Raw genomic sequence first — 24,930 nt, 5'->3', positions numbered from 1 at the left:
AGGCTGCGTCCCCCGTGGGGGAAGGCGCGAAGCGGCTCAGGGGGCATGTCAGATCGCTTGCACGTTCTTGCCAGCCAGGGCTTGGCGGATGCCGCGGTTCATGCGCTCGGCGGCAAAGGCTTCGGTGCCTTTGGCCAGGGCTTCGCTGGCAGATTCAATGGCTGCAGCACTGTCGCCAGTCAAAGTGGCACGCAAGGCGTTCATCAAGGCGTCGATGTGTTCGCGCTCGTCGGCTGCGAGCACGTCGCCATCAGCCTCCAACGCGCTTTGCGTGGCGATCAGCAGGCGGTCGCCATCGACACGCGCTTCCACCAGCGCACGCGCTTGCATGTCGGCCTGCGCGGTGCTGAAGCTGTCTTGCAGCATGCGGGCGATCTGGTCGTCCGAGATGCCGTAGGAAGGCTTGACGTCGATTTGCGCTTGCACGCCGCTCAGCTGCTCTTGCGCGCTGACGGACAGCAGGCCATCGGCGTCAATGGTGAAGGTGACGCGGATGCGTGCCGCACCGGCGGCCATGGGCGGAATGCCGCGCAGCTCAAAGCGCGCCAGGCTGCGGCAGTCGGCCACCAGATCGCGCTCGCCCTGAACCACATGGATGGCCAAGGCAGTCTGGCCGTCTTTGTAGGTGGTGAAGTCTTGCGCGCGGGCCGTTGGAATGGTCTCGTTGCGGCTGACGATGCGCTCGACCAGGCCGCCCATGGTTTCGATACCCAGCGACAGCGGAATCACGTCGAGCAGCAGCAGATCGCCGTTGTTGTCGTTGCCCGCCAATTGGTTGGCCTGGATGGAGGCGCCCAGCGCCACCACTTCGTCGGGGTTCAGATTGGTCAGCGGCTCGGTGCCGAAGAAGGCGCCTACGGCTTGGCGCACTTGCGGCATGCGGGTGGAGCCGCCCACCATGACAACGCCCTGTACGTCTGCCTTGTCCAATTGCGCATCGCGCAAAGCGCGGCGAACGGCAGACAGCGTGCGGGCGGTGAGCTGCTCGGTAGCAGCATCAAAATCTGCACGGCTCAGCTCGAATTCGATCTGGCCGCTTGCCAGCGCTGCGCTGAAGCGCACGCTTGGCGCATCCGTCAACCCTTCTTTGGCAGCCTTGGCAGCCAGGCGCAGCACGGCTTTGTCTTGCGCGCTGTTGGCGGTGCTGCCGGTTTTGGCCAAGGCCCATTGGGCCAGCGCTGCATCGTAGTCGTCACCACCCAGCGCCGAATCACCACCAGTGGCGATGACTTCGAACACGCCTTGGGTAAGGCGCAGGATTGAGATGTCAAAAGTGCCGCCGCCCAGGTCGTACACCGCGTATACGCCTTCGGCAGCGTTGTCCAGGCCGTAAGCAATGGCCGCAGCCGTTGGCTCGTTGATCAAGCGCAGGAGCTTGATGCCGGCCAGTTGCGCAGCGTCTTTGGTGGCTTGGCGTTGCGCATCGTCAAAATACGCGGGCACGGTGATGACGGCGCCATACAGATCGTTGTCGAAGGTGTCTTCGGCACGGTAGCGCAGCGTGGCCAAAATTTCGGCGCTGATCTCGACCGGCGATTTGCTGCCGGCTACGGTTTCGATGGCCACCATGCCGGCACCTTCGGGCTGCACCAGCTGGTAAGGCAGTTGCTCGGGGTGTTGCACGTCGGTCAAGGTGCGCCCCATCAGGCGCTTGGCCGATGCGATGGTGTTGGCGGCATCCAAGCCAGGCGTGCTGAGTGCGGCGTAACCAATGTCGCGCTTGCCGTTGGCGTGGTAGTGAATGACCGAGGGCAGCAGTACGCGGCCGTCGTCGTCGGGCAGGCATTCGGCCACGCCGTTGCGCACGGCGGCGACCAGCGAGTGGGTGGTGCCCAGATCAATACCTACCGCGATGCGACGCTGGTGCGGATCGGGGGATTGACCGGGTTCGGAGATTTGGAGCAATGCCATGGATGCTGATTCTTCTGGAGTTTGTCTCGCTGGCCGGGCCGCAGTCCGGCAAGGGTGCAGCGCGGGCGTTGCAGCAGGCGCAAGTTGGCGCGGCCGCAGCCACGCTCGCCTGCCAACGGCGGGTTCAGGCGCTATTGTCCCAGTTGCTCGCGGCGGCGATCGATGTCGGCGCTAAATCGCGCAACAAACATGAGGGCTCTCACCTGCTGCGCGGCTTCGCTGTAGTTGTGCTCGGCGTCGAGCAGTTGCTGGCAGCGGGCCAGCATGCTGCGGCGCGCGGCTTGCACTTCGTCGTCCAGGGCATCTACCGCGGCGGGCGCCTGCGCGTCTTCCAAGGCTTCGCGCCATTCCATTTGCTGCATCAGAAAGGCGGCCGGCATGGCGGTGTTGTCTTCGGCGCGGATGGGCGCACCATGCAGCTCGCACAGGTAGGCAGCGCGTTTGAGCGGATCTTTGAGGCGCTGGTAAGCCTCGTTGATGCGCACCGACCACTGCATGGCCACGCGCTGAGCCGCCGCGCCTTGCGAGGCAAAGCGGTCAGGGTGCGCTTCTTTTTGCAGCGCTTTCCAGCGCTCGGCCAGTGGCGCCGCCTCTTGGGCAAACTGCTCGGGCACGCCGAACAGCTCGAAATCATTGGATTGCAGGTTCATCAGTAAAAAACCGCCTGGCGTTTGCGAAGGCGGTTTGTGTAGCTTGGAAACAGGTGCCAACCAGGCGTTGCCGCCTGGCCGGTACCCCAAACAATAGCCAGAGGATCAAACGCGAAAGCTTTCGCCGCAGCCGCAACGGTCACGCTCGTTGGGGTTGTGGAACTTGAAGCCTTCGTTCAGGCCTTCGCGCACAAAGTCCAGCTCGGTTCCGTCGATGTAGGCCATGCTCTTGGGGTCGACCAGCACCTTGACGCCGCGCTCTTCGAACACCACGTCTTCAGGCGCCGCCTCGTCCACGTACTCGAGCTTGTAGGCCAGGCCCGAGCAGCCCGTGGTTTTGACGCCCAGGCGCACGCCCACGCCCTTGCCGCGGCGCGTCAAGTAACGGCTGATGTGGCGTGCAGCCGATTCAGATAGCGTGACAGCCATGGGTGCTTAAGCCTCCACCTTGGCGGCGTGCTTGGCTTTGTAGTCGTTGACGGCGGCCTTGATCGCGTCTTCGGCCAGGATCGAGCAGTGGATCTTGACGGGGGGCAGCGCCAGTTCTTCAGCGATCTGGGCGTTTTTCAGCGCAGCCGCTTCGTCCAGCGTTTTGCCCTTGACCCATTCGGTCACCAGCGACGACGAGGCAATCGCCGAGCCGCAGCCGTAGGTTTTGAAGCGCGCGTCTTCGATCACGCCGGTGTCGGCATTCACCTTGATCTGCAGCTTCATCACGTCGCCGCAGGCAGGCGCGCCGACCATGCCGGTGCCGACCGATTCGTCACCCTTGTCGAAGGAACCCACGTTGCGAGGGTTTTCGTAATGATCGATCACTTTGTCAGAATATGCCATTTTGGAACCTCTTCAAACTTGCTGGATGCGCCGGTTTAGTGGGCGGCCCACTGGATGGTGCTCAGATCGACACCATCCTTGTACATTTCCCACAGGGGGCTCAATTCGCGCAGCTTGGCCACGTTTTCGCGGATGGATTGCACGGCGTAGTCGATGTCGGCTTCGGTGGTGAAGCGGCCGAAGGTCATGCGCAGGCTGCTATGGGCCAGCTCGTCGCTGCGGCCCAGGGCGCGCAGCACGTAGCTGGGCTCCAGGCTGGCCGAGGTGCAAGCCGAGCCGGACGATACGGCCAGACCCTTGATGCCCATGATCAGCGATTCACCTTCCACATAGTTGAAGCTGATGTTCAGGTTGTGCGGCACGCGGTGTTCCAGATCACCGTTGATGAAGACCTGTTCGATGTCCTTGAGGCCATCGATCATGCGTTGCTGCAAAGCCTTGGCGTGTGCGTAGTCCTTGGCCATTTCTTCTTTGGCCAGGTGGTAAGCCTCGCCCATGCCAACGATCTGGTGCGTAGCGAGTGTGCCCGAACGCATGCCGCGCTCGTGGCCGCCGCCGTGCATTTGTGCTTCGATGCGCACGCGGGGCTTGCGGCGCACGTACAGCGCGCCAATGCCCTTGGGGCCGTAGGTTTTGTGCGAGGCCAGGCTCATCAGATCAATCTTGAGCTTGGTCACATCGATCTCGACCTTGCCGGTAGCTTGCGCTGCGTCGACGTGGAAGATGATGCCTTTTTCACGACACAGGTTGCCAATGGTTTCGATGTCCTGGATGACGCCGGTTTCGTTGTTCACGAACATGACGCTGACCAGAATGGTGTCGGGGCGGATGGCCGCCTTGAACACGTCCAGATCCAGCAGACCGTTTTCCTGCACGTCCAGATAGGTGACTTCAAAGCCCTGGCGCTCCATCTCACGCATGGTGTCGAGCACGGCCTTGTGCTCGGTTTTGACCGTGATCAGGTGCTTGCCCTTGCCTTTGTAGAACTGGGCCGCGCCCTTGATGGCCAGGTTGTCCGACTCGGTGGCGCCGCTGGTCCAGATGATTTCACGTGGGTCGGCGTGGATCAGGTCAGCCACTTGCTTGCGGGCCTTTTCCACCGCTTCTTCCGCCGTCCAGCCCCAGGCGTGGCTGCGCGAAGCCGGGTTGCCGAAATTCTCGGACAACCAGGGAATCATGGCTGCGACCACACGGGGGTCCACCGGCGTGGTGGCGCCGTAGTCAAGGTAAATCGGAAAGTGGGGGGTCATGTCCATATCTGGCTTCTCTGGCGCGTGCTGTCGGGCACTCGCAAAATCTCAAAACACAAGCTGTCTACTCATGCGGCCGCGCCGTACAGACGCAACCACCCTGCCCGGCCGCCCAAGCGCACCAGGCGGCGGCGCCAAGCGCCGCGCTATACCTTAGGATTTGGCAAACGCGTTGCCCAGCGCGAACACCGAGTTCGGTGCCGTCACGCGGATGGGCTTGACCACCGGCGTGGTCGAGATGGCGCGGCGCACCACGGGTTTGTCTTCAATCTGGATGCCCTTGGCCAGTTGCTCGTCCACCAGCTTTTGCAGGGTGACGGAGTCGAGGAACTCGACCATGCGTTGGTTCAGCGATGCCCACAGCTCGTGCGTCATGCAACGGCCGGCTTCGCCCATGCAGTTTTCCTTGCCACCGCACTGGGTGGCATCGATGGGCTCGTCCACCGACACGATGATGTCTGCCACGGTGATTTCAGCAGCCTTGCGAGCCAGGGTGTAGCCGCCGCCGGGGCCACGGGTGGATTCCACCAGTTCGTGGCGACGCAGCTTGCCAAACAGCTGTTCCAGATACGACAGCGAGATTTGCTGGCGCTGGCTGATGGCAGCCAAAGTGACAGGGCCGTTGTTCTGGCGCAAAGCCAGGTCAATCATTGCCGTGACAGCAAAACGGCCTTTGGTGGTGAGACGCATAATCGTTCCTTAAGAGGTCAGGCTTGATAACCATAGAGACAGACAGTGCGAGCAAGCCACCCGCACCGTTATCGTCTTAGCCCGTCGCTCCACCCTGCTGGCAGGGTAGGTCCCATTCATCGATAGGCTTTCTTCTTGTTGTTGAGTAATTTGTGTCAGTATAGCACAAAGCCCCCTGACGGCGCTCGGGTAAGCAAAGATTACTGACACAACCAGTTCTTTCTAGAGGCTCCGGGTATTCCCTGCCTCTGGAGCAGCCCCTCCAAATGCCCTTGATTTGAGCAAGGTCAATTGATCGCGTGCCTGTGCCGCAGCCTCGAATTCCAGGTTGCGGGCAGCTTCCAGCATTTCCTTCTCCAGCCGCTTGATCTCCTTGGCGATATCGCGCTCGGACATCTCCTCGACCTGCGCCTTGTTGAGCGCTGCTTGCTCGGCGCGCTCGAACTCCTCGCTGGCCTTGGTGCTGTAGACCCCGTCGATCAAGTCGCGCACTTGCTTGACGATGCTCTTGGGCACAATGCCATGCTCTTGGTTGAAGGCCAGTTGCTTGGCGCGGCGCCGCGTGGTCTCGTCCATGGCTCGGCGCATCGAATCGGTGATCTTGTCGGCGTACAGAATGGCTTTACCGTGCAGGTTTCGGGCTGCTCGGCCGATTGTCTGGATCAAACTGCGTTCCGCGCGTAGGAAACCTTCCTTATCTGCATCCAGAATGGCGACCAAAGAGACCTCAGGAATATCCAGGCCTTCACGCAGCAGGTTGATACCTACCAGCACATCAAAGCTGCCCAGACGCAGGTCGCGGATGATCTCGACGCGCTCGACCGTGTCCACATCCGAGTGCAGGTAACGCACCTTGACGCCGTTGTCGGTGAGGTACTCCGTCAGCTGCTCGGCCATGCGCTTGGTCAAGGTGGTGATCAGCACGCGCTCGTTGACCTTGACACGGGCATGGATCTCTTGCAGCACGTCGTCCACCTGGTGCGTGGCTGGGCGCACCTCCACCTCGGGGTCGACCAGGCCGGTGGGGCGCACCACCTGCTCGACCACCTTGCCGGCATGGGTCTTTTCGTACTCGGCCGGGGTGGCCGAAACAAACACCACCTGGCGCATGCGCTGCTCGAACTCGGCAAACTTGAGCGGCCGGTTGTCAAGCGCGCTCGGCAGGCGAAAACCGTATTCCACCAGCGTGGTCTTGCGCGCCTTGTCACCGTTGTACATGGCGTTGAGCTGGCCGATCATCTGATGGCTTTCGTCCAGAAACATCAGCGCGTCTTTGGGCATGTAATCGGTCATGGTGGGCGGCGGATCGCCCGGTTTGGCGCCGGAGAGGTGGCGCGAGTAGTTCTCGATGCCTTTACAGTGCCCTACTTCGCTGAGCATTTCCAGGTCAAACCGGGTGCGCTGCTCCAAGCGCTGCGCTTCCACCAGTTTGCCCTCGGCCACCAGTTGCTTGAGGCGCCAGGCCAGCTCTTCCTTGATGGTTTCCACAGCAGCCAGCACTTGGTCGCGCGGCGTCACATAGTGGCTACTGGGGTAAATGGTGAAGCGCGGCACCTTTTGGCGCACGCGGCCGGTGAGCGGGTCGAAGAGCTGAATGCTCTCAATCTCGTCATCAAACAGCTCGATGCGCACCGCCAGCTCGCTGTGCTCGGACGGGAAAACGTCGATGGTGTCGCCGCGCACCCGGAAGCTGCCGCGCGAGAAATCCATGTCGTTGCGCTTGTACTGCATGCGCACCAGTTGTGCGATCGCGTCGCGCTGGCTGATCTCGTCGCCCACGCGCACGATAAAACGCATCTTGGTGTACGACTCGGGCGAGCCGATACCGTAGATGGCCGAGACCGTGGCCACCACAATCGTGTCGCGGCGCTCCAGCACGCTCTTGGTGGCAGACAAGCGCATTTGCTCAATGTGCTCGTTGATGGCGCTGTCTTTTTCGATGAACAGATCGCGCTGCGGCACATAGGCTTCGGGCTGGTAGTAGTCGTAGTAGCTGACGAAGTATTCGACCGCGTTCTTCGGGAAAAACTCGCGGAACTCGCTGTACAGCTGGGCGGCCAGGGTTTTGTTGGGCGCAAACACGATGGCCGGTCGCCCGGTGCGCGCAATCACATTGGCCATGGTGAAGGTTTTGCCCGAGCCGGTCACACCCAACAAGGTCTGAAAAGCCTCACCGTCATCAATGCCTTCCACCAGCGCATCAATCGCGGCCGGCTGGTCGCCAGCGGGCGGGTATGGCTGGAACAGCTCAAAGGGCGAGCCGGGGTATTGGACAAATTGGCCCTCGCGAGGTGCCTCGGTAGTGACTTCGTGCATAGGTCGGGTATGCCACGCGCGGGCGGGCATCGCTAGAATACGGGGGTTAACCCCGAAGCGTACTGTAAATTGAACCAACGAGGTTCTGCAGCTTGGGGCGTTACGCCAGATTTCTACCTACCAAGGACTACACATGTCTCTTTTTTCTTCCGTCGAAATGGCCCCCCGCGACCCGATCCTGGGTCTGAACGAGCAATATGCAGCCGACACCAACCCCAGCAAAGTGAACCTGGGCGTGGGTGTGTATTTCGACGACAACGGCAAGCTGCCGCTGCTGCAATGCGTGCAAGCCGCTGAAAAAGCCATGATGGACAAGCCCACGCCGCGCGGCTACCTGCCGATCGACGGTATCGCCGCCTACGACAGCGCCGTCAAGGGCCTGGTGTTTGGTGCCGAGTCTGACGTGGTCAAGTCCGGCCGCGTGGCTACCGTGCAAGCCGTGGGCGGCACCGGCGGCCTGAAGATCGGTGCCGACTTCCTGCACCGCCTCAACCCCAATGCCAAGGTGCTGATCTCCGACCCGAGCTGGGAAAACCACCGCGCCATCTTCCAGAACGCTGGTTTTGAAGTGGGCAGCTACCGCTACTACGACGCGGCCAACCGCGCCATCAACTTCGAAGGCATGATCGCCGACCTGAACGCTGCCGCTCCTGGCACCGTGGTCGTGCTGCACGCTTGCTGCCACAACCCCACCGGCTACGACATCGACGCCGCCCAGTGGGACAAGGTGATCGAAGTGGTCAAGGCCAAGAACCTGGTGGCTTTCCTCGACATGGCCTACCAAGGTTTTGGTCACGGCATCGCCGAAGACGGCGCCGTGATCAGCAAGTTTGTCGCCGCCGGCCTGAACATTTTCGTCTCTACCTCGTTCTCCAAGAGCTTCTCGCTCTACGGTGAACGCGTGGGCGCACTGTCTGTGGTGGCCACCGACAAGGACGAAGCCGCTCGCGTGCTGAGCCAGCTGAAGATCGTCATCCGCACCAACTACTCCAACCCACCTACCCACGGTGGCGCTGTGGTGGCAGCCGTGCTGAACAACCCCGAGCTGCGCGCTCTGTGGGAAAAGGAACTGGGCGAAATGCGCGTGCGTATCAAGGCCATGCGCCAAAAGCTGGTGGACGGCCTGAAGGCTGCCGGCGTCAAGCAAGACATGAGCTTCATCACCACCCAGATCGGCATGTTCTCGTACTCCGGCCTGTCGAAAGAGCAAATGGTGCGCCTGCGTTCCGAGTTCGGCGTGTACGGCACCGACACCGGCCGCATGTGCGTGGCTGCGCTCAACAGCAAGAACATCGACCACGTCTGCGCCTCGATCGCCAAGGTCGTGGCCTGATAGCTGGGGCTGCATGGCAGCCTGCGCCGGGCGCAGCGCTGCCAAGCAACCCGGTCACCAATCCTTCCAATAGCTCCTTCGGGAGCTATTTTTCATGGCGATTGCATGTCAGTTACATGTCCATGGAATGACCGTCGAGTGACGGATTACCGCCTTGTCATCCACCAACCAACGCATTAGTACCGATTGAGAAAAATTTGAAATCTCGTCCTACAAAACGCGCTACATTCCATCGCTACGCTTGGGTCTGACTTGCCAGCCAGAACGGCGCAATTTATTCAACTACGAGGGAAAACCCATGGGAATCATTGGAACCATCTTTGTCGGCCTGATCGTTGGCCTGCTGGCGCGCGCGCTCAAGCCCGGAGATGACAAGCTCGGCTGGATCATGACCATCCTGTTAGGTATTGCCGGCTCGCTGCTGGCTACCTATGCCGGCACCAACATGGGCTGGTACCGCGAAGGCGAAGCGGCCGGCTGGATTGCTTCCATCGTCGGCGCCATCATCCTGCTGGTGATCTACGGCCTGCTGCGCAAAAAATCCTGATCTAGCGCTGACACGCCGGGCCACCGCAGCACTTTGCGTGCACGGTGGCCTTGGTTTTTTTGGCCGCTTCCCGCACTGACGACATCCTATGAAACTCAGCCGCAAACCCCGCCCGCCCAGCGCATTGCAATTGGCTCAAGACACCGGCAACCCGGCCTTGGTCGAAGCCGTTGAAGCCTCCAGCAAGCTGCTGCACCGCAAAGCACTGATGGCCGCCATGGCCAGCGCCGTGCCCGTGCCGGGGTTGGACATGGCGGTGGATGCAGCCCTGCTCTCGCGCCTGATCCCGCAGATCAGCAGCAACTTTGGCCTGAGCGACGAGCAAATCGCCAAACTCTCGCCCGCCAAGCGCGACAAGGTGCAAAACACCGTCAACATGCTCGGCGGCGTGCTGATCGGCAAACTCATCACCAAAGATGTGATTCTGCGCGCCGCCAAAGCCATTGGCGTGCGCCTGACAGCCCAACAAGCCAGCAAATATGTGCCCTTGGCCGGCCAAGCCGTAGCTGCGGCGCTGGGCTATGCGACACTACGCTATCTGGGCGAGCAACATCTGCGCGACTGCGTGCGAGTAGCGCACGAAGCCGGTCTGGCGTTGCCCGCGCCGGCAGCCGAAAACCCCTCGCTTTCTTAACCCATTCTATTTTTGCCGCCAGCGCTGGCCCGCCCAGCGCTGACCGCGACTCCAAGCCTATGCTCTTAGATTTTGAAGAATCCCAACTGGTTCTGGTCGACTACCAGGACAAGCTCATGCCCGCCATTTTTGAAGGCCAGCAAGCATTGAAGAACGCCACCACGCTGGCGCAGATCGCCCGCATGCTGCAGGTGCCCGTGTTCGGCACCGAGCAAAACCCCGGCAAGCTCGGCCCCAACGCGGCAGAACTGCGTGCGCTGTGCGACAAAACCCTGTCGAAAATGTTCTTCAGCGCTGTGCCCGAAGGCCTGGGCGAATGGCTGCGCCCACCGGCCAAGCCCCAAGGCGGCAATGCCCGCAGCCTGCCCAAGCACCTGCAAAAGCCACAACAGCAAGCACCTGAGCGCAACAGCATCGTCATTGCCGGCTGCGAGGCCCATGTCTGTCTGCTGCAAACCGCGCTGGAGTTGCTGGAAGACGAGTTCGAGGTCTGGGTTGTCACCGACGCTTGCAGCAGCCGTACCGAGCGCAACCGCGATGCCGCTTTCGACCGCCTCGCCGGTGCCGGCGCAGAGCTGGTGACCACCGAAATGGTGGCCTTTGAATGGCTGCGCAGCTGCGAGCACGAAGACTTCCGCGACATGCTGCAATTGATCAAGTAAGCACGCCAAGCCCTAGATCGAGGGCAAGCCAGGATACGGCCAGTTTTGACTCATAAGCCTTTTGGTTATTAAAGAATCGTCATTTATTCCTTCTTGTATCGACGCGTCACCCTTGACTCGCCAGAGGCCTGCTCACTTGACTTCTGGTGCTTCACCACCACGCTTTTTACGAGAAGATTTCTGCGTCGGTCTGAACTGCTCCACCAGTTCACGCAAGGTGCCAGCTTCGGCCTTGTGCTGTGCAACTGCCTGAAGAGCTTGCTGTAGCTCGGCCGATTGCGCCTGGTGCGCCCTGGTAATTTCGGCCAAGGAGGCGCGAGCACCGGCTGCTTCTGCCGCCAACCTGCTCTGTGCAGCATTGGCTTCGAGTAGTTTGGCGTGACAGTCGCGTTCGGTCTCTGTCAGCTTGCCTCGCAATTGCTCCAATTGCTTTTCCGCCTGGGCACGCGCGGTTCGCTCTCGGTCAATTTCCCGAAGCGCCCGGTGCTCCGCTTCGGTAGATCGCTGGGCGGCTTCATCAATAGCTGCACGTCCTTTTTCCAACTCGGCGCTGAAATGCTGCCTGCTCTTCGATTGCTCCAGCTTCAGCTCATCCACCTGCCTGGACAGTGCCTCACCTCTCGCTGTGCTCGCAGCGTGCGCACGCCGTTCCTGCTCAAGCTCTGCAGCAAGGGCCTGAGCTCGGGTCTCCAGTTCGGTGACTTTGGTCTGTGCGGTCTGTATCTGGGTCTCCAGGACGGCGCTTCGCTGCAGAGCCTCCTTCAGGTCTGCCTGAGCACTCTGGGCTTCTGCGTGTGCCTCGACGTGCAGGACCGCAAGCTCCCCGCGTGCCAACTCCGTTGCCTGGGTCCACAGCACGCTGACCGCCTGGCCTGCGGCCTCTTTAAGCGCCTCCGGTAAATCGGGGTGATCGATCTCCACCCGGGCCTTGCCGCGCAGATCCTCCCAGAACTTGGCCAGCGCTTCGGCCGGGGCGCTCATGGAGCCCTTGCGCACATGCTGATAGAGCTTGCTGGCTGTGGGCGTGATGCCGTATCGGAAGAACAGCAACGCGCAAACCTCGCGGTACAACGCTTTCGTATCGCTGAAACGCTCCCGCAGGGCTTCAACTTCGGCTTGGATTTCGGATTCTTCGCTCATTCTTAAATAATACAACGTATAACGTATAAATCGTTGAATTAATTTTCAATCTCTGGACATAATTAATCTAATGTCTATAGAATTTGGCCTATGAGCAGTTTGATCGTCGCCCCGGCCGCTTTGGCGCATCTTGAGCCCTTGGACGGCTTGGTACTACCCGCTCATCTTTCCGGAGAGCGTGGCCGAAATCGGGCCCAGGGCCTGCCCCAAGTAGCGGCCAATGACGACCGCTCTGCGGTTTTGGCTTGGCTGGCGCGCTACAAGGATTCACCGGCCACGTTGGCCAGCTATCGCAAGGAGGCCGAAAGGCTGCTGCTTTGGTGCGTGCACCAGTACGGAAAGGCCCTGTCCGATCTGACTCACGAGGATTTCCTCGCCTACGAGTCCTTTCTGGAAGATCCTCAACCAGCCGACCGCTGGGTCATGCAGGTCGCTCAGAAGGCGCCGAGGTCCTCGCCCCACTGGCGTCCGTTCGCCAAGCCGCTGGATAGGCAGAGCCAGCGCCAAGCGCTGTCGATCCTCAACAGTCTCTTCAATTGGTTGGTTCAAGCCGGGTATCTGGCGGGCAACCCCTTAGCTTTGCGCCGCCGCAAATCTGTGGCCCGGCCCGCCAAGACCAGCAGATTCCTGCCCCACGAGCACTGGGCGCAAGTACGCGCAACGATTGAGTCCCTTCCCACGGGTACGCCTCGCCTCGCTCTCCAAGCGGCCCGATATCGGTGGCTCTTCTCACTCCTCTACATCGGTGGCCTGCGGATTTCGGAGGTCTGCAACAACTCCATGGGCGACTTTTACTGGCGACGGGGAGCCGATGGGCGGGAGCGCTGGTGGCTGGAGATTTGTGGCAAGGGAGAAAAAACCCGAGCGATTCCTGCGACTGACGAGTTGGTCTCTGAGCTAATGCGCTACCGAAAGTCGAATGACCTGGGACCTCTACCGCGTGAGGGCGATTACTCCCCACTGCTCCTGCCATTGATTGGTGGGTCTAAACCTATGGGACGCAGTGGGGTGCACGAGTTGGTCAAGACAATCTTCCGCGAAACCGCAGCCCGCCTGCGCGCTCTGGGTCCTGACCATGAGGCCGCTGCCGCTCATGTGGAGAAGGCCTCAGCCCACTGGATGAGACATACGGCGGGCACCCATCAGAGCGACAACATGGATCTCAAGGCTGTTCGCGACAACCTGGGGCACGCAAATATTTCCACCACTAGCATCTATGTGCACACGGAAGACGATGTGCGCCATGACCAGACCGCAAAAGCTCACAAGCTGGGGTGGGCGGTTTGATCGCGAGACGTTGATCCTGTCCGTCAGTTGCGCGACATGCCTTATAAAGGTACCTCATCGGGAACTACTTGCAGGTACTGCTGCAGGTATCTCAGGACCGCGCTCAGACCTATCAAACCTGGTACGGGCTGTACGCCTATCTGTGAAGAGCCAAGAGGCTGTTTCTTGACGAGCTACAAACCCGAGTTTTGTACGGGCGGCGTGTTTACGAAGGGGGAAGAAGTGCAGCGTCTTCCAATGCCCGCCCCTCACCAGCCTCTTCGACCGTTTGTCCATCGCGAATGTGATAAATCCGTTTGAAAGTCGGGATGATCTTTTCGTCGTGCGTCACCACAACTATGGCGGTTTGAGCCTGACGCGCCATCTGGTTGAGGATGCGCATCACACCCAGCGCGCGTTCGCTGTCCAGCGGCGCGGTGGGCTCGTCGGCCAGTATGACCGGCGGCCTGTTGGCCAGCGCCCGCGCGATTGACACTCGCTGTTGCTCTCCGCCCGATAGTTGGGAAGGCTCAGCCCGCGCACGGTGCTGTACATCCAGCGCTGTTAGCAACTCCAGCGCACGGGCACGGGACTCGGCGTTGGACCGTCCGGCCAGCATCGGCAGCAACGCCACGTTGTCCGTCACATCCAGGAACGGTATGAGATAGGGGGCCTGAAACACGAAGCCGATGCGATCACGACGCAGCGCACGCAGGTCTTTCACTTTCCAGCCGTTGTCATAGATTACCTCGTTGCCCAGCGTCATCCGGCCACTGCTGGGTTCGATGATCGCACCAAGGCATTTGAGCAGCGTGCTTTTGCCCGAGCCCGAAGGCCCCACCAGACCCACCACCTCGCCGGGGGCCACCTGCATGTTCACGTGTTTTAGCGCCTCCACAGCCGTGTCGCCGTGACCATAGACCTTGCGCAGACCTTCGATCAAGATACCGCCTTGATAGGGTGTGTTCATCGCATTCATCCGATCGCCGCGCCAGGATCAACCTTCAGAGCCACGCGGATCGCCAGCGTGCTCGCCAGTGCGCAGATCACCAGCGTGACCACCAGGCCCGTCGCAGCGTCGCCCGGCAGCAGCAGCACAAATTTGGGGAAGGCAGGAGCCCAGAGGGTTGCTGCTACCTTGCCAACCGCAAAGCCAATCAAGCCCAAGCCCAGCGCCTGCTGCAGGATCATGCTGGCAATAGTTCGGTCACGCGTGCCGATGAGCTTGAGCACCGCAATCTCTCGCAGCTTGCCCATGGTCATGGTGTAAATGATGAAGGCCACAATCGCTGCGCTGACAATGGCGAGGATCACCAGAAACATGCCGATCTGCTTCGCCGAATTGGCGATAAGTTTCACGATCAGAATATTTTCCATGCCCTCGCGCGTGTACACGCTCAGGTGTTTCCAGCGCCGTATCGGTTCGGCCACCTGTTCGGGCGTGAAGCCTGGTGCCAGCTGCACCAGTACTGCATTCACGCTGCGGCTGCTGGTCTGTAGGTTCTGCACCGCGTCCAGCAGGTCGGGACTGCCCGGCCGGTTGAAGGCTGGGTTGGCGGCCGTGCGTGCGCGATCATTGATGATGGCGTCGTTGTCTTTCAAAAATTGTGTCTCCTGCGCGTCCTTCAGCGGCACGAACAACATAGGGTCTCCGCCGGAGGACACCATGCGCTGAGTCAACCCCACCACCGTGTAGTCATGGCGACGGATGCGCACAGTCTCGTCGAGCTGAAAACCGGTCTTGACATCAGCGACCGCCTCATAGTGGTTGCGAGTGAGGTGGCGCCCTGCAACCAGGTAGCCCGGCGCACCAGGCATCCCTGGCTCGATGCCCACAACCATCACACGGTTGTCTTCGCCGTTGCGCGCCACCTGCATGGTCAGGTAGGTCACGTTGGCTGCGGCGGTCACGCCAGGCATGCCACGCACGCTGCGCACCACGTCGTCCTTGATGCTGGACGATTCAGCGTACGGCCCCTGCGTGTCTTTCTGCACCAACCATAGGTCGGCGCGGCTGTTGGACAGCAGCGCATGGGCGTCGTCCACCATGCCTCGGTATACGCCCGCCATCGACAGCGTCACGCCGATGAGCAGACCCAGACCCAGTCCGGTCAGCACGTACTTGCTCCAGCCGTGCAGGATGTCGCGCCCGGCCAGGCTGATCACCTCGCTCCCCCAGTCGGCATCAGTTGGTCCACAAGGGTGATCCGAGAGCCGGCTTTCAACGCACTCTGGGTGTAGAGCACCACCGTATCGCCCTCGTGCAATCCATCCAGCACCTCCACCATGCCGTCAAGCCCTTGTAGGCCCAGCCTCACTGGTACAAATTCCAGCACGCCATTCTTCAGTCGCCACACACCATTTTTTCCTTCATGCTGCTGTGTGGCTGCGTTCGGCAACACCAGCATCTCGGGAGTGGCTGGCAACTGCAGAGTCACCTCGGCCATCTCGCCCACCGGCACGCCCGCAGGCAACGCCGCAAAAGCCACTTGCGCCAGCCGCTCCTCGGTCACGCTGTCCGCCAGCGGCTCCACCCGAGCCACTTTGCCTGCCAGCACCTCGCCCGGCCGCGAGCGCAGTGTGATGCGCGCAACCAAGCCCGGCGCGAGTCCTGCCGAGCGGCCCTGGTCCACGCGCAGCGTCACCCACAGGCTGACCGGGTCCATCAAGCGCAGCACGGCTTGGCCAGCCACCACGGTGGTACCGGCCTCCGCGTCTCGCGCGGTCACCATGGCAGCGGCAGGTGCCACCAGCTTCAGGTTCTCTCGCTGCTGCGACAGCGCCGCGCGTTCAGCACGCAGTCGCGTCAGGTCTTGCCCGGTGCCGCCCAGGTTGGCCTGCGCCGCCTGCACCCCGGCGTCAGCTGAGGCCACTTCCTGAGTGCGCGCGTCGAGCGCCCCAGGACTGATGAAGTTTTGCTGCGCAAGATCTTCATTGCGCTTCAAATTGGTGGCGGCCAGCGCTTGCCGTGCCATCGCGTCAGCCACTTGCGCATTTGCTGCCTGACGTGTGCTCTGCGCGCGCGCCAGGGATGCGTCCAGCGCAGCCAAGCGCTGCTCAAGGTCCACCGGATCCATCTCGGCCAGTAGCTGGCCTGGCTGCACCGTATCGCCCACATCAACCTTCACGCTCAGCACACGCCCAGCCACCGTCGGACCGACCATCCAGCTATGCCGCGCCTCCACCTGGCCAATGCCAAAAATTTCGGATGTAACGCGGCCCTTCTTCACCTCGGTTGTCTGCACCTTGACGGGAGCCAGTGGCCCAGTGCGCAGTGCCACCCAGACCAATGCCACCAGCAGTGCAAGCGCCAGGCCGCCCAGGAGGATGCGGCGGGAGTTGTGTGGGTTCATCTTCATGCGCGGGATCCTCGGGATGCGCCAGCCACAGATGGCCAACACGGCAATGAGTTGTTTGAAAAGACCATCATGGCGCACTACCACCTCAATCGGTCGAAGCACGTGAGCCTTATGCGGCAGTTCTTGGCGATGCGACTGCTCCTGAGGTTAGATGGCTTCCTGGGTCAGCAAGTAGCGAAACACCGTTGCCTGCGCAGTACTCTCGGCTTGCACAAGGTGAGCGGTGGTTACGTCCAGGTGCAACCACGATCCAACCCTCAAGCGACTTCAGGCGACAGTTCCTGGATGGCTTGGTAGTGGGTAAAAAACAGCCTTCCACTCAAGCCATGCAGGAATTCGGTGGCCTTCAAACGGTCCATCACCGGCCCCTTGACCTCGGAGAGGTGCAACTTCAAGCCGGCCCCGCGCAGGCGCAGGTCGATAGCTTCCAGACTCTCCAGCGCACTGGCATCAATGTCGTTGATGGCCGAGCATTGGAGCACCACATGCTCGAGAGCGGGGCGGCTTGCCACGGCATTGTTGATGCGGTCTTCCAGGGCTCGCGAGTTGGCGAAATACAGGCTCTCGTCCACACGCAGGCTCAGCACCCGCGGACTCACCACCACGGTGTGGCGCTGCACGTTGCGGAAATGCTCCGTGCCTGCAACCAGGCCCACCTCGGCCATGTGGGGGCGGCTGGTGCGGTACAGATAGAGCGCCAGCGACAAGGCCACACCGACCACCAGGCCGGCCTCCACGCCCACCGTGAGTGTGGCCACCAGCGTGGCCAGCACCGCAAGGAAGTCGGATTTCGCGTAGCGCCAAGTCTTGCGCAGGATGCTGAAGTCCACCAACGACAGAACAGCCACCACGATGGTGGCGGCCAGCGTAGCCTGCGGCAGGTAATACAACGCCGGCGTGAGGAAAAGGGAAGCCAGCGTGATGCCGGCGGCCGTGAATACGCCGGCTGCAGGCGTCTGCGCGCCAGCGTCGAAGTTGACCACCGAGCGGGCAAAACCGCCGGTGACCGGGAAGCCGCCAGTGAACGACGCGCCCAGGTTACTCGCGCCCAGAGCCACTAGTTCCTGGTCGGGCTCGATGCGCTGGCGCCGCTTGGCCGCCAGCGTCTGCCCGACCGATACCGACTCCACAAAGCCAACCACGCTGATGAGCAGTGCCGGCACCAGCAGCGCCTGCCACAGACCCAGATCCCACAGAGGCAGCGTGAACGGCGGCAAACCCTGGGGCACGGCGCCCACGATCTTCACGCCTTGAACTTGCCAGTCCAGCGCCCAGGTGAGCAGCGTTGTCACGGCGATGGCAGCCACCGGCCCAGTCTTGGCCACCACGTCGGCCGCGCGCGGCTTCATGCCCAGGCGCTGCAGCAAGGGTTTGAGACCGCTGCGCACCCAGAACAAAAACGCGACGGTTGCAGCTCCAATGGCCAGGGTCAGCACATGCACCTGGCCGAGCTGTGACATCAAGGACAGGCTCAGATCCAGGAAATTGTGCCCTTCGGCGCTCACACCCATCAACGTCTTGAGCTGGCTGGCCGCGATCAGGATGCCCGATGCCGAAATGAAGCCTGAGATGACCGGGTGGCTGAGGAAGTTAGCAAGAAAGCCAAGACGTAGCAACCCCATGGACAGCAGCAGCAAGCCCGAAAGAAAAGCCAGCGTGATGGCTACTGCCCAGTATTCGGGTGTACCAGCCGGGGCGTGCTGTCCAATGGCAGCAGCTGTCATGAGCGAGACTACCGCCACCGGCCCCACCGCAAGCACGCGGCTGGTGCCGAACACCGCATATAGCAGTAGCGGCGCTACGCTGGCGTAAAGACCCACCTCGGGCGGCAAGCCCGCGAGCATGGCGTAGGCGAGGCTCTGAGGGATCAACATGATGGTGACGATGAGTGCCGCCACGCCATCACTCACCAGAGCCTCGCGGTTGTACGCTCGACCCCATTGCAACACAGGCAGTGAAGGCAACACGCGGCGCCAGGATGGCATTGTGCTCATGGAAGGATACCAGTGCAGGCGTTAAACATCACGATTTCGATGGTGGCACGGGTGGTACCAAGGTGGTCAGGTTGAATCCGGCTTGGGCGGCCCTCTGTACGAGATCTGGCCAGGGCTTTGAACCCACTTGCGAAAGCGCCCAAAGCAAGGCTGATCGCGTACCGCTGCGGCAGTAGGCCAGCACAGGGCCAGGCAACTGTGTCAGCAAGTCACCAAAATCGCGTCCGTCCTGCGCGCGAACGCTACCCGAGACGACGGGCAGATAGGCCAGCTTCAGTCCGGCTGCGTTTGCAGCCGTCGCAATATCCTGTGAGCTGAACTGCCCTGGGCTTTCACCATCTGGACGGTTGCAGACTAGCGATTTGAAGCCGGCGGCAGCAATCGCCTGAAGGTCGTCTGGAGAGATTTGCCCGGTGACCGACAAGGTTTCGGAGAGGGGTACGGCTTTGAAAGGGGTCACCTCACGCTCCCATACGTCGACGCGAGCCTGCGCGCTCGGCGATTTCAAAAATTGCCATGCCTAAGAGCATGGCCGCCACAAAAACCGCAGCCTTCAACTCGCCCGAGCCCATTGACACGATACCCGGACCAGGGCAAAAGCCTGCCAGACCCCAGCCCGCGCCAAAAGTCAGGCCGCCGATGAGTAGGCGCTTGTCGATCTGCGTTGACTTCGGTAGGTGCAGGGCACCGCCCATGAAGTTGGTGGTTCGCTTGCGCGCCAGCGCAAAGGCGAAAAAGCCTACGGCAATCGCGCCTCCCATGACGAAGGCCAACGAAGGGTCCCAGATGCCGAATAGGTCGAGGAAGCCCAGCACTTTTGCCGGGTCGGTCATGCCGGAGAGCAACAGGCCCAGGCCGAACAGTAGGCCCACAAAGAACTCGGTGATGCGGTGCATGTAGATGCTCCTTACAGAACGTGGCGAACCACGAAGACCATGGTGAAACCCGCACCCATGAACGCGAGTGTGGCTACCAGTGAGCGGGGTGACAGGCGCGAAAGACCGCAGACGCCATGTCCGCTGGTGCAGCCCGAGCCGTAGCGTGTGCCCAGACCTACCAGAAGCCCAGCGCCCACGATGGTGGGGAAACCGGCGTCGATGCGTGGCGCCTGTACAAAGTCTGCAGGCGCCAGCAAGCCGTATACGAGCGGTGCGGCTAGCATGCCCAGAAGGAAGGCTATTCGCCAGCCTGCGTCTCCCAGCTTAGGTGGTAGCAGCCCACCCAGGATGCCGCTGATGCCTAGCACCCGGCCATTGATCAGGATGAAAAAAGCCGTGGCTACGCCCAGCAGGATGCCGCCGGACAGCGAAGCCCAGGGCGTGAAATTGATCCAATCAATCGTCATGGTTCACTCCGATTTGCAAACACAAAATTGCTCGTACAGCACCTGCATCACGGCCAGCGCTTTGGGGTTGGTCAATGCGTAGTGGATGTTTTTGCCTTCACGGCGAGTGCTCACCAGTTCCTCACCGCGCAACACGGTTAGTTGCTGCGACAAGGTGGGTTGCACGATGCCCAACAAATCTTCAAGCTCACCAACCCGGCGTTCGCCTTGTGAGAGCTGGCACAGGATGAGTAGCCGGTCAGGGTTAGCCAGCACCTTCATCATTCGGCAGGCCTGGTCCGCGGCCAACTGCATTTGTTCCAAGTCCATCAAGGAGTTCTTCATCGGTGCTTCTTCCAAGGGTGTGGCGGCCTGCGACTTTTCATGCGATGAAGATAATATATTGACAAATAAACTATCTGTCAATATATTATCCGTACCTTATTTAAGAAGGAGCCGCCTATGACATCCGCCCCGACAGCAACCCCTCAGCTCCATGTGCATGGAATGTTCGACCCCGCCACCTGGACGGTGTCCTATGTTGTGCACAACGGCCCAGGCAGCGAAGCAGCGATCATCGATTCAGTGCTCGACTACGACCCTAAATCGGGCCGCACAACGTACAACTCTGCTGACAAGGTGATTGACTATGTGCGCACCCATCAGCTCAAGGTGCGATGGATCCTAGAAACTCACGCACACGCCGATCACCTTTCGGCCGCGCCGTACTTGCGGGCACATCTCGGCGGAAAGATCGGGATTGGCGGCAACATCACTGCAGTTCAAAAGGTGTTCAAAGGCGTTTTCAACCTAGAGCCGGGTTTCAAACAGGATGGCTCGCAGTTCGACCATCTTTTCCAGGAGGGAGAAAGCATCCCATTGGGCATGTTGTCTGGTGAGGTGATGTTCGTGCCAGGTCACACGCCAGCCTGCGCTGCCTATCGCTTTGGTGATGCGGTGTTTGTGGGCGACACCCTCTTCATGCCAGACGTGGGCACTGCGCGTTGTGACTTCCCAGGCGGCGACGCCCGCGCGCTTTACGCATCCACCCGCAAGCTGCTGAGCCTGCCACCAGAAACACGACTCTTCATGTGCCACGACTACCCTCCCAACGACCGACCGGTGGCTTTCGAGACGACGGTGGCGGAACAGCGCGCTAAAAACATCCACGTGCATGATGGCGTGAGCGAAGACGAATTCGTGACCATGCGCACGAGGCGCGATGCCACCCTGGAGATGCCCACCTTGATCCTTCCATCGGTTCAAGTGAACATCCGCGCTGGCGAGCTGCCGCCCAAAGAAGACAACGGCGTCGCGTACCTGAAGATCCCCTTGAACGCACTTTGATCAAGTGCGCACATGGCTATTTAGCCATCCATTTTTACTTTTGGAGAATTACCATGACCAAGAACGTCGGCGGCATTGACCGCACATTGCGCATCCTCATCGGGCTGGCCTTGATTGCGGGTGCGGCTACCAACACCATCGGCATGTGGGGCTACCTGGGTGTCGTGCCCTTACTCACTGGCCTGATCGGCTGGTGTCCACCCTATGCCATCTTCGGCTTTAACACCTGCTCACTGAAGAAGTGAGTTGCGAGGTGCCAAGCCCAATCTGCCCATCAGGGTGAATGCTCCTTGCGCACCTTCGCCCAAACTTATCGAAATCACCCAAATGAACACAGTATCCGTTTCGCTCCAACAGCAGGCCGACTACCGTTTTGAGATCCGATTTGGTGAAGGCATTTCTAGCCTGATCGCCGACGAGCCCGCACCGCTAGGTAAGGGGGGCGGCCCGTCTCCTGCGCAGTTGCTGTGTGCCTCGGTGGGCAACTGTCTGAGCGACTCACTTCTTTTTGCGCTGCGCAAGTTCAAGCAGGCACCCGAACCGCTGCGCTGCGAGGTCACGGCCGAGGTGGGGCGCAACCCCGAAGGAAGGCTGCGTATTCTGAGTATCCACTCCACTATCACCCTCGGGGTAGTGGCGAATTCGCTGGAGCACTTGGAGCGGGCTTTGACGCAATTCGAGGAGTTTTGCACTGTTACCCAAAGCGTGCGCCAAGCTGTCCCGGTGCGGGTCACGGTGATCGATGCTGCCGGCCACACTCTGCGCGATCAATCCTGAGCTGGCCCCATGAAAATCAAGGCCCTCCTTGTCGAAAGCTTCCGCTCCGGGACTATCGCCTCCGTGGCCATCGTTCCGCTGAGTCCGATCTTCAAATCGGCGGGCCTGCGCATTGGCCACTACGGCCCGAAATTCGCGGGGCTGTACGTCAGCGACCCCCAACCCTGGTTACTTTTTGTGCAACACCTTGTCATCGGCTGGGTTTCAGCGCTGCCTTTGCTCCTCGTCTTTCTGGCCACCCAAGCCGGACGATGGCCAGTAATGACCGGTGCTGCGTATGGGGCGGCTTACTATGTGGCGATCAACTCGCTGGCATTGCCGATCTATTTCAACGACCCGCTTCCCTGGCAACTTGGAGCCTCCACCGTGCTGCCCAGCCTGATCGGCCATGTGATCTTCGGCGCGGTGATCGGCCGGACATCCCGGCATTTTGTGACCCGCACCAACCCGCGACGGGTTGTGACGTGAGGCAGGTCGATTTGACCGGGCGCCCATGACCGCGGTGCTTGGGGCAGTGGCCACGCTGGGCGGCGTCTGGGCACTTCGCAAGTTGGCCCACAGAGGCATCGTGCGCGGGTTGCGCGCGCCGCGAGTACCTCATGAGCCCTTGGACGATGCATTTGGCTTGACCTCGGATCGTGTTCGGCAAGTCCATGTCCCAACTGCGGGTGGCAAACACCTAGCCGCCTGGTTGGTGTCACCACCGCAAACCGTAGCGACGCCAGCACCTGCAGTGCTGGTTATGCACGGCTGGGGCGCCAACGCCTCCATGATGGGATCCGTGGTGCCACCGCTGCACGCCGCCGGATTTGCTGTGTTGCTGCTGGACGCCCGGTGCCATGGGCACAGCGACGATGAGACGTTCACATCGATGCCGCGCTTCGCCGAAGACATTGCCGCTGGTCTCGCATGGCTCAAGCACCAACCCAACATCGCCGCTGACCGCGTAGCGCTGCTGGGCCACTCGGTTGGAGCGGCTGCAGCGTTGCTGCATGCCGCACGTCACCATGACGTCGGCGCTGTGGTCAGCCTGTCTGCGTTTGCCCATCCCGCCGAGGTGATGCGCCGCTTCATGGCTGATAAGCAGATCCCATATGGACTGCTTGGCTGGTATGTGATGCGGCATGTGCAGCGGGTCATCGGCGTCACTTTTGACGAGATTGCTCCATTGGGAACGTTGCCTGCCGTGCGCTGTCCGATCCTCTTGGTGCATGGTCTGCGGGACCGCACCGTTCCGGTGGATGATGCTTACCGTCTGCTGGCAACATCCAGCAATGCGCGTCTGCTGCTGGTGGAGGGAGACCACGACCTGCGCGAAGCCATGGCACCCCACGCGCACGCCCTGGTGAGCTTTCTGCATCGCGCAATTGAACCGGCCACCCCCGCTCCGAGAACCGGAGCCGACTGAATCCATGCTGTCTTTGTCCCTAGGCCCAATTGCCCTGCCACTGGCGCCCTTTCTTCTGTTGATCGCGATCTGGGGGAGTTCGTGGCTGGCCAGTCGCCGGGCTCGCCAGGGCGCGGACAAGGTATCGGGAGAACAGGCGGGACGCACGGTGACCCACGCGGCGCTGTTAGGTCTGGTGGCGGCGCGGCTGGCCTACCTCGTGTGGCACGCGGATGCATATCTTGCATCGCCGTGGGCGGCATTCGATCTGCGCGATGGTGGATGGAGTGCGCCGGCAGGGCTGGTGGCCGGCGTGGCCTGGCTGGCATGGCGCGGCTCGGTCACGCCTTGGCTGCGCAGGCCGCTGGCGGTGAGCGGCACAGCGGGTGTCGCTTTCTGGTGGCTGGCAACCCTGGCCAGCGGGCTGGCCGGTACCCACAGCCTGCCCCCCGTTCAACTGGTTCGGATTGAGGATGCACGGGTGCTCAGCCTCACCGAGGCTGCGCGCGGGCGTCCAGTGGTGGTCAACCTGTGGGCCAGCTGGTGCGGTCCGTGCCGGGTGGAAATGCCGATGCTGGCGGCCGCTCAGCAGCGAGAACCCACGGTGGCCTTTCTTTTCGTTAACCAGGGCGAATCGCCCGCCACGGTGCAAAGCTTCCTGCAACAACAAGGTTTCACCCTGCGCGAGGTGCTGCTGGACAGCGGGTCCTCGCTCGGACAAGCCATCGCATCACGCGGTCTGCCCATCACGCTCTTCTTTGATGCCAAGGGCAGACAAGTCGATGCACATTTCGGCATCCTCAACCCCGCCGCGCTGGAGAGTCGCCTGCGCCAACTACGAACCGCCCCGAGATGAGCACCCCCACCCAGAACATGACCTCGAAAAACACCCCAGCGTTCAGCGATCCAGCCAACACCTGGAATCAGCGTTTCGCCGCACCCGGCTTCCTGTTCGGCGCCGAGCCCAATGGATGGTTGCGCGAGCATGCCCACGTTTGGTCACCAGGCGAGCAGGTTCTTTGCGTGGCCGATGGCGAAGGTCGCAACAGTGTCTGGTTGGCGGAACAAGGGTTGAAGGTTGATGCATTCGACATCGCGGCAACCGGCGTGGCCAAAGCCCGGGAACTCGCGGCGCAGCGGGGCGTGACGGTCAACTTCGCAGTGGCCGACTGTGATGCCTACGCCTGGCCAGACGCTGCCCTCGACGGGGTTGCGGCCATCTTCGTGCAGTTTGCCGATCCGGACTTGCGCGCGCGCCTGTTTGCCAACATGGTGCGCTCCCTGAAACCCGGCGGATGGCTCGTGCTGCAGGGCTACACCCCCCGGCAGCTTGACTACCGCACAGGGGGGCCGCCCTTGGTGTCGCACCTCTACACAGAATCCTTGTTGCGGGAAGCCTTTAGCGAGCTCGACATTGACACCTTGCGTGAATACGAAGCCGAGCTGGCCGAGGGCAGCGGTCACCATGGCCGCTCTGCGCTGATCGGCATGGTCGCGCGTCGCCTGTGA

General features: G+C 61.3%; 28 protein-coding genes. 12 read left to right on the top strand and 16 right to left on the bottom strand.

The genetic code is table 11. From position 1 onward, the window contains the following. Window positions 1–48: 48 nt before the first annotated feature. The 7 genes from hscA to uvrB form a co-directional block, all read right to left on the bottom strand. Window positions 49–1,911 (bottom strand): Fe-S protein assembly chaperone HscA, encoded by a 1,863-nt coding sequence (gene hscA / locus ACFIQF_RS02110; protein WP_393939645.1) that lies wholly within the window; start codon window positions 1,909–1,911, stop codon window positions 49–51. Window positions 1,912–2,042: 131 nt separating this feature from the next. Next, window positions 2,043–2,561: a Fe-S protein assembly co-chaperone HscB gene (gene hscB / locus ACFIQF_RS02105; protein ID WP_393939644.1), complete on the bottom strand. Its 519-nt coding sequence runs from the start codon at window positions 2,559–2,561 to the stop codon at window positions 2,043–2,045. 105 nt (window positions 2,562–2,666) lie between these two features. Then, window positions 2,667–2,990 (bottom strand): iron-sulfur cluster assembly protein IscA, encoded by a 324-nt coding sequence (gene iscA / locus ACFIQF_RS02100; protein WP_393939643.1) that lies wholly within the window; start codon window positions 2,988–2,990, stop codon window positions 2,667–2,669. A gap of 6 nt (window positions 2,991–2,996) precedes the next feature. Then, window positions 2,997–3,395, bottom strand: coding sequence for a Fe-S cluster assembly scaffold IscU (iscU, locus tag ACFIQF_RS02095; RefSeq protein ID WP_393939641.1), 399 nt, complete (start codon window positions 3,393–3,395; stop codon window positions 2,997–2,999). Between the two features lie 35 nt (window positions 3,396–3,430). After that, entirely contained in the window at window positions 3,431–4,651 is a 1,221-nt protein-coding gene (locus ACFIQF_RS02090) for an IscS subfamily cysteine desulfurase (protein WP_393939639.1), read from the bottom strand. Between the two features lie 147 nt (window positions 4,652–4,798). After that, the gene (iscR, locus tag ACFIQF_RS02085) at window positions 4,799–5,335 is read right to left on the bottom strand and encodes a Fe-S cluster assembly transcriptional regulator IscR (RefSeq protein WP_393939637.1); all 537 of its coding nucleotides are present in this window, start codon (window positions 5,333–5,335) and stop codon (window positions 4,799–4,801) included. 222 nt (window positions 5,336–5,557) lie between these two features. Beyond that, on the bottom strand, window positions 5,558–7,651 hold the full coding sequence (gene uvrB, locus ACFIQF_RS02080) for an excinuclease ABC subunit UvrB (RefSeq protein WP_393939635.1): 2,094 nt from the start codon (window positions 7,649–7,651) through the stop codon (window positions 5,558–5,560). A 133-nt stretch (window positions 7,652–7,784) separates the two neighbouring features. Here uvrB and ACFIQF_RS02075 point away from each other — a divergent pair, with 133 nt between their 5' ends. From ACFIQF_RS02075 to ACFIQF_RS02060, 4 genes are all read left to right on the top strand, one after another. After that, window positions 7,785–8,984, top strand: coding sequence for an amino acid aminotransferase (locus ACFIQF_RS02075; RefSeq protein WP_393939633.1), 1,200 nt, complete (start codon window positions 7,785–7,787; stop codon window positions 8,982–8,984). 298 nt (window positions 8,985–9,282) lie between these two features. After that, window positions 9,283–9,531: a GlsB/YeaQ/YmgE family stress response membrane protein gene (locus tag ACFIQF_RS02070; RefSeq protein ID WP_393939632.1), complete on the top strand. Its 249-nt coding sequence runs from the start codon at window positions 9,283–9,285 to the stop codon at window positions 9,529–9,531. 88 nt (window positions 9,532–9,619) lie between these two features. After that, entirely contained in the window at window positions 9,620–10,165 is a 546-nt protein-coding gene (locus ACFIQF_RS02065) for a hypothetical protein (RefSeq protein WP_393939631.1), read from the top strand. Window positions 10,166–10,224: 59 nt separating this feature from the next. Continuing rightward, window positions 10,225–10,827 (top strand): isochorismatase family protein, encoded by a 603-nt coding sequence (locus ACFIQF_RS02060; protein WP_393939630.1) that lies wholly within the window; start codon window positions 10,225–10,227, stop codon window positions 10,825–10,827. 132 nt (window positions 10,828–10,959) lie between these two features. Here the strand turns inward: ACFIQF_RS02060 and ACFIQF_RS02055 are convergent, their stop codons facing one another. Then, complete coding sequence (locus ACFIQF_RS02055; RefSeq protein WP_393939628.1) at window positions 10,960–11,967, bottom strand: DNA-binding protein; 1,008 nt, start codon at window positions 11,965–11,967, stop codon at window positions 10,960–10,962. 90 nt (window positions 11,968–12,057) lie between these two features. Between ACFIQF_RS02055 and ACFIQF_RS02050 the strand changes: the two genes are divergently transcribed. Then, a complete protein-coding gene (locus ACFIQF_RS02050) occupies window positions 12,058–13,254 on the top strand; it encodes a tyrosine-type recombinase/integrase (RefSeq protein WP_393939627.1) in 1,197 nt (398 codons plus the stop codon). Between the two features lie 205 nt (window positions 13,255–13,459). Here ACFIQF_RS02050 and ACFIQF_RS02045 read toward each other — a convergent pair whose 3' ends face one another. The 8 genes from ACFIQF_RS02045 to ACFIQF_RS02010 form a co-directional block, all read right to left on the bottom strand. Then, a complete protein-coding gene (locus ACFIQF_RS02045; RefSeq protein WP_008903073.1) occupies window positions 13,460–14,212 on the bottom strand; it encodes an ABC transporter ATP-binding protein in 753 nt (250 codons plus the stop codon). Beyond that, window positions 14,209–15,399: an ABC transporter permease gene (locus ACFIQF_RS02040; protein WP_393939625.1), complete on the bottom strand. Its 1,191-nt coding sequence runs from the start codon at window positions 15,397–15,399 to the stop codon at window positions 14,209–14,211. The genes ACFIQF_RS02045 and ACFIQF_RS02040 overlap by 4 nt, the downstream gene beginning before the upstream one ends. Continuing rightward, window positions 15,396–16,592: an efflux RND transporter periplasmic adaptor subunit gene (locus ACFIQF_RS02035; RefSeq protein WP_393939624.1), complete on the bottom strand. Its 1,197-nt coding sequence runs from the start codon at window positions 16,590–16,592 to the stop codon at window positions 15,396–15,398. The genes ACFIQF_RS02040 and ACFIQF_RS02035 overlap by 4 nt, the downstream gene beginning before the upstream one ends. Window positions 16,593–16,849: 257 nt before the next feature. Beyond that, window positions 16,850–18,577 carry a SulP family inorganic anion transporter gene (locus ACFIQF_RS02030; RefSeq protein ID WP_008903069.1) on the bottom strand — a complete coding sequence of 576 codons (1,728 nt, stop codon included), beginning with the start codon at window positions 18,575–18,577 and terminating at the stop codon, window positions 16,850–16,852. 37 nt (window positions 18,578–18,614) lie between these two features. Beyond that, entirely contained in the window at window positions 18,615–19,046 is a 432-nt protein-coding gene (locus tag ACFIQF_RS02025; protein ID WP_139019267.1) for a protein tyrosine phosphatase family protein, read from the bottom strand. A gap of 1 nt (window position 19,047) precedes the next feature. Next, window positions 19,048–19,482, bottom strand: coding sequence for a DUF6691 family protein (locus ACFIQF_RS02020; RefSeq protein ID WP_393939622.1), 435 nt, complete (start codon window positions 19,480–19,482; stop codon window positions 19,048–19,050). An 11-nt stretch (window positions 19,483–19,493) separates the two neighbouring features. Further along, window positions 19,494–19,931, bottom strand: a complete 438-nt coding sequence (locus ACFIQF_RS02015; RefSeq protein WP_393939620.1) for a YeeE/YedE family protein — start codon at window positions 19,929–19,931, stop codon at window positions 19,494–19,496. Window positions 19,932–19,934: 3 nt separating this feature from the next. Next, entirely contained in the window at window positions 19,935–20,255 is a 321-nt protein-coding gene (locus ACFIQF_RS02010; RefSeq protein ID WP_393940011.1) for an ArsR/SmtB family transcription factor, read from the bottom strand. Between the two features lie 117 nt (window positions 20,256–20,372). On the opposite strand from ACFIQF_RS02010, the gene ACFIQF_RS02005 reads away from it, so the two are divergent. The 7 genes from ACFIQF_RS02005 to ACFIQF_RS01975 all read left to right on the top strand — a co-directional run bounded on the left by ACFIQF_RS02005 (window position 20,373) and on the right by ACFIQF_RS01975 (window position 24,930). Further along, entirely contained in the window at window positions 20,373–21,257 is an 885-nt protein-coding gene (locus ACFIQF_RS02005; RefSeq protein ID WP_393939618.1) for an MBL fold metallo-hydrolase, read from the top strand. Window positions 21,258–21,310: 53 nt separating this feature from the next. Beyond that, window positions 21,311–21,502, top strand: coding sequence for a YgaP family membrane protein (locus ACFIQF_RS02000; protein WP_028600946.1), 192 nt, complete (start codon window positions 21,311–21,313; stop codon window positions 21,500–21,502). An 82-nt stretch (window positions 21,503–21,584) separates the two neighbouring features. Further along, window positions 21,585–22,034 carry an OsmC family protein gene (locus ACFIQF_RS01995; RefSeq protein ID WP_008903062.1) on the top strand — a complete coding sequence of 150 codons (450 nt, stop codon included), beginning with the start codon at window positions 21,585–21,587 and terminating at the stop codon, window positions 22,032–22,034. A gap of 9 nt (window positions 22,035–22,043) precedes the next feature. Further along, complete coding sequence (locus ACFIQF_RS01990) at window positions 22,044–22,502, top strand: hypothetical protein (RefSeq protein ID WP_393939616.1); 459 nt, start codon at window positions 22,044–22,046, stop codon at window positions 22,500–22,502. Window positions 22,503–22,527: 25 nt separating this feature from the next. Beyond that, the gene (locus ACFIQF_RS01985) at window positions 22,528–23,442 is read left to right on the top strand and encodes an alpha/beta hydrolase family protein (RefSeq protein ID WP_393939615.1); all 915 of its coding nucleotides are present in this window, start codon (window positions 22,528–22,530) and stop codon (window positions 23,440–23,442) included. A 4-nt stretch (window positions 23,443–23,446) separates the two neighbouring features. Further along, window positions 23,447–24,277, top strand: coding sequence for a prolipoprotein diacylglyceryl transferase family protein (locus ACFIQF_RS01980; RefSeq protein ID WP_393939614.1), 831 nt, complete (start codon window positions 23,447–23,449; stop codon window positions 24,275–24,277). Continuing rightward, a complete protein-coding gene (locus ACFIQF_RS01975) occupies window positions 24,274–24,930 on the top strand; it encodes a class I SAM-dependent methyltransferase (protein WP_393939613.1) in 657 nt (218 codons plus the stop codon). The genes ACFIQF_RS01980 and ACFIQF_RS01975 overlap by 4 nt, the downstream gene beginning before the upstream one ends.

The sequence above is a fragment of the Comamonas trifloxystrobinivorans genome (assembly GCF_043359985.1).
Taxonomy (GTDB): Bacteria; Pseudomonadota; Gammaproteobacteria; order Burkholderiales; family Burkholderiaceae_C; genus Comamonas; species Comamonas trifloxystrobinivorans.
The sequence above is the reverse complement of the archived record's forward strand: the minus strand, read 5'-3'. Positions and strand labels throughout refer to the sequence as shown.

Coding starts and splice junctions, on each gene's coding strand:
- ACFIQF_RS02045 (WP_008903073.1), bottom strand. CDS start 14,212: ATGAATGCGATGAACACACCCTATCAAGGCGGTATCTTGATCGAAGGT.
- ACFIQF_RS02005 (WP_393939618.1), top strand. CDS start 20,373: ATGACATCCGCCCCGACAGCAACCCCTCAGCTCCATGTGCATGGAATG.
- ACFIQF_RS02075 (WP_393939633.1), top strand. CDS start 7,785: ATGTCTCTTTTTTCTTCCGTCGAAATGGCCCCCCGCGACCCGATCCTG.
- iscU (WP_393939641.1), bottom strand. CDS start 3,395: ATGGCATATTCTGACAAAGTGATCGATCATTACGAAAACCCTCGCAAC.
- uvrB (WP_393939635.1), bottom strand. CDS start 7,651: ATGCACGAAGTCACTACCGAGGCACCTCGCGAGGGCCAATTTGTCCAA.
- hscA (WP_393939645.1), bottom strand. CDS start 1,911: ATGGCATTGCTCCAAATCTCCGAACCCGGTCAATCCCCCGATCCGCAC.
- ACFIQF_RS01980 (WP_393939614.1), top strand. CDS start 23,447: ATGCTGTCTTTGTCCCTAGGCCCAATTGCCCTGCCACTGGCGCCCTTT.
- ACFIQF_RS01975 (WP_393939613.1), top strand. CDS start 24,274: ATGAGCACCCCCACCCAGAACATGACCTCGAAAAACACCCCAGCGTTC.
- ACFIQF_RS01995 (WP_008903062.1), top strand. CDS start 21,585: ATGAACACAGTATCCGTTTCGCTCCAACAGCAGGCCGACTACCGTTTT.
- ACFIQF_RS02010 (WP_393940011.1), bottom strand. CDS start 20,255: ATGAAGAACTCCTTGATGGACTTGGAACAAATGCAGTTGGCCGCGGAC.
- ACFIQF_RS02020 (WP_393939622.1), bottom strand. CDS start 19,482: ATGCACCGCATCACCGAGTTCTTTGTGGGCCTACTGTTCGGCCTGGGC.
- ACFIQF_RS01985 (WP_393939615.1), top strand. CDS start 22,528: ATGACCGCGGTGCTTGGGGCAGTGGCCACGCTGGGCGGCGTCTGGGCA.
- ACFIQF_RS02070 (WP_393939632.1), top strand. CDS start 9,283: ATGGGAATCATTGGAACCATCTTTGTCGGCCTGATCGTTGGCCTGCTG.
- ACFIQF_RS02000 (WP_028600946.1), top strand. CDS start 21,311: ATGACCAAGAACGTCGGCGGCATTGACCGCACATTGCGCATCCTCATC.
- ACFIQF_RS02065 (WP_393939631.1), top strand. CDS start 9,620: ATGAAACTCAGCCGCAAACCCCGCCCGCCCAGCGCATTGCAATTGGCT.
- hscB (WP_393939644.1), bottom strand. CDS start 2,561: ATGAACCTGCAATCCAATGATTTCGAGCTGTTCGGCGTGCCCGAGCAG.
- ACFIQF_RS02055 (WP_393939628.1), bottom strand. CDS start 11,967: ATGAGCGAAGAATCCGAAATCCAAGCCGAAGTTGAAGCCCTGCGGGAG.
- ACFIQF_RS02035 (WP_393939624.1), bottom strand. CDS start 16,592: ATGAAGATGAACCCACACAACTCCCGCCGCATCCTCCTGGGCGGCCTG.
- ACFIQF_RS01990 (WP_393939616.1), top strand. CDS start 22,044: ATGAAAATCAAGGCCCTCCTTGTCGAAAGCTTCCGCTCCGGGACTATC.
- ACFIQF_RS02015 (WP_393939620.1), bottom strand. CDS start 19,931: ATGACGATTGATTGGATCAATTTCACGCCCTGGGCTTCGCTGTCCGGC.
- iscA (WP_393939643.1), bottom strand. CDS start 2,990: ATGGCTGTCACGCTATCTGAATCGGCTGCACGCCACATCAGCCGTTAC.
- iscR (WP_393939637.1), bottom strand. CDS start 5,335: ATGCGTCTCACCACCAAAGGCCGTTTTGCTGTCACGGCAATGATTGAC.
- ACFIQF_RS02050 (WP_393939627.1), top strand. CDS start 12,058: ATGAGCAGTTTGATCGTCGCCCCGGCCGCTTTGGCGCATCTTGAGCCC.
- ACFIQF_RS02090 (WP_393939639.1), bottom strand. CDS start 4,651: ATGGACATGACCCCCCACTTTCCGATTTACCTTGACTACGGCGCCACC.
- ACFIQF_RS02030 (WP_008903069.1), bottom strand. CDS start 18,577: ATGCCATCCTGGCGCCGCGTGTTGCCTTCACTGCCTGTGTTGCAATGG.
- ACFIQF_RS02060 (WP_393939630.1), top strand. CDS start 10,225: ATGCTCTTAGATTTTGAAGAATCCCAACTGGTTCTGGTCGACTACCAG.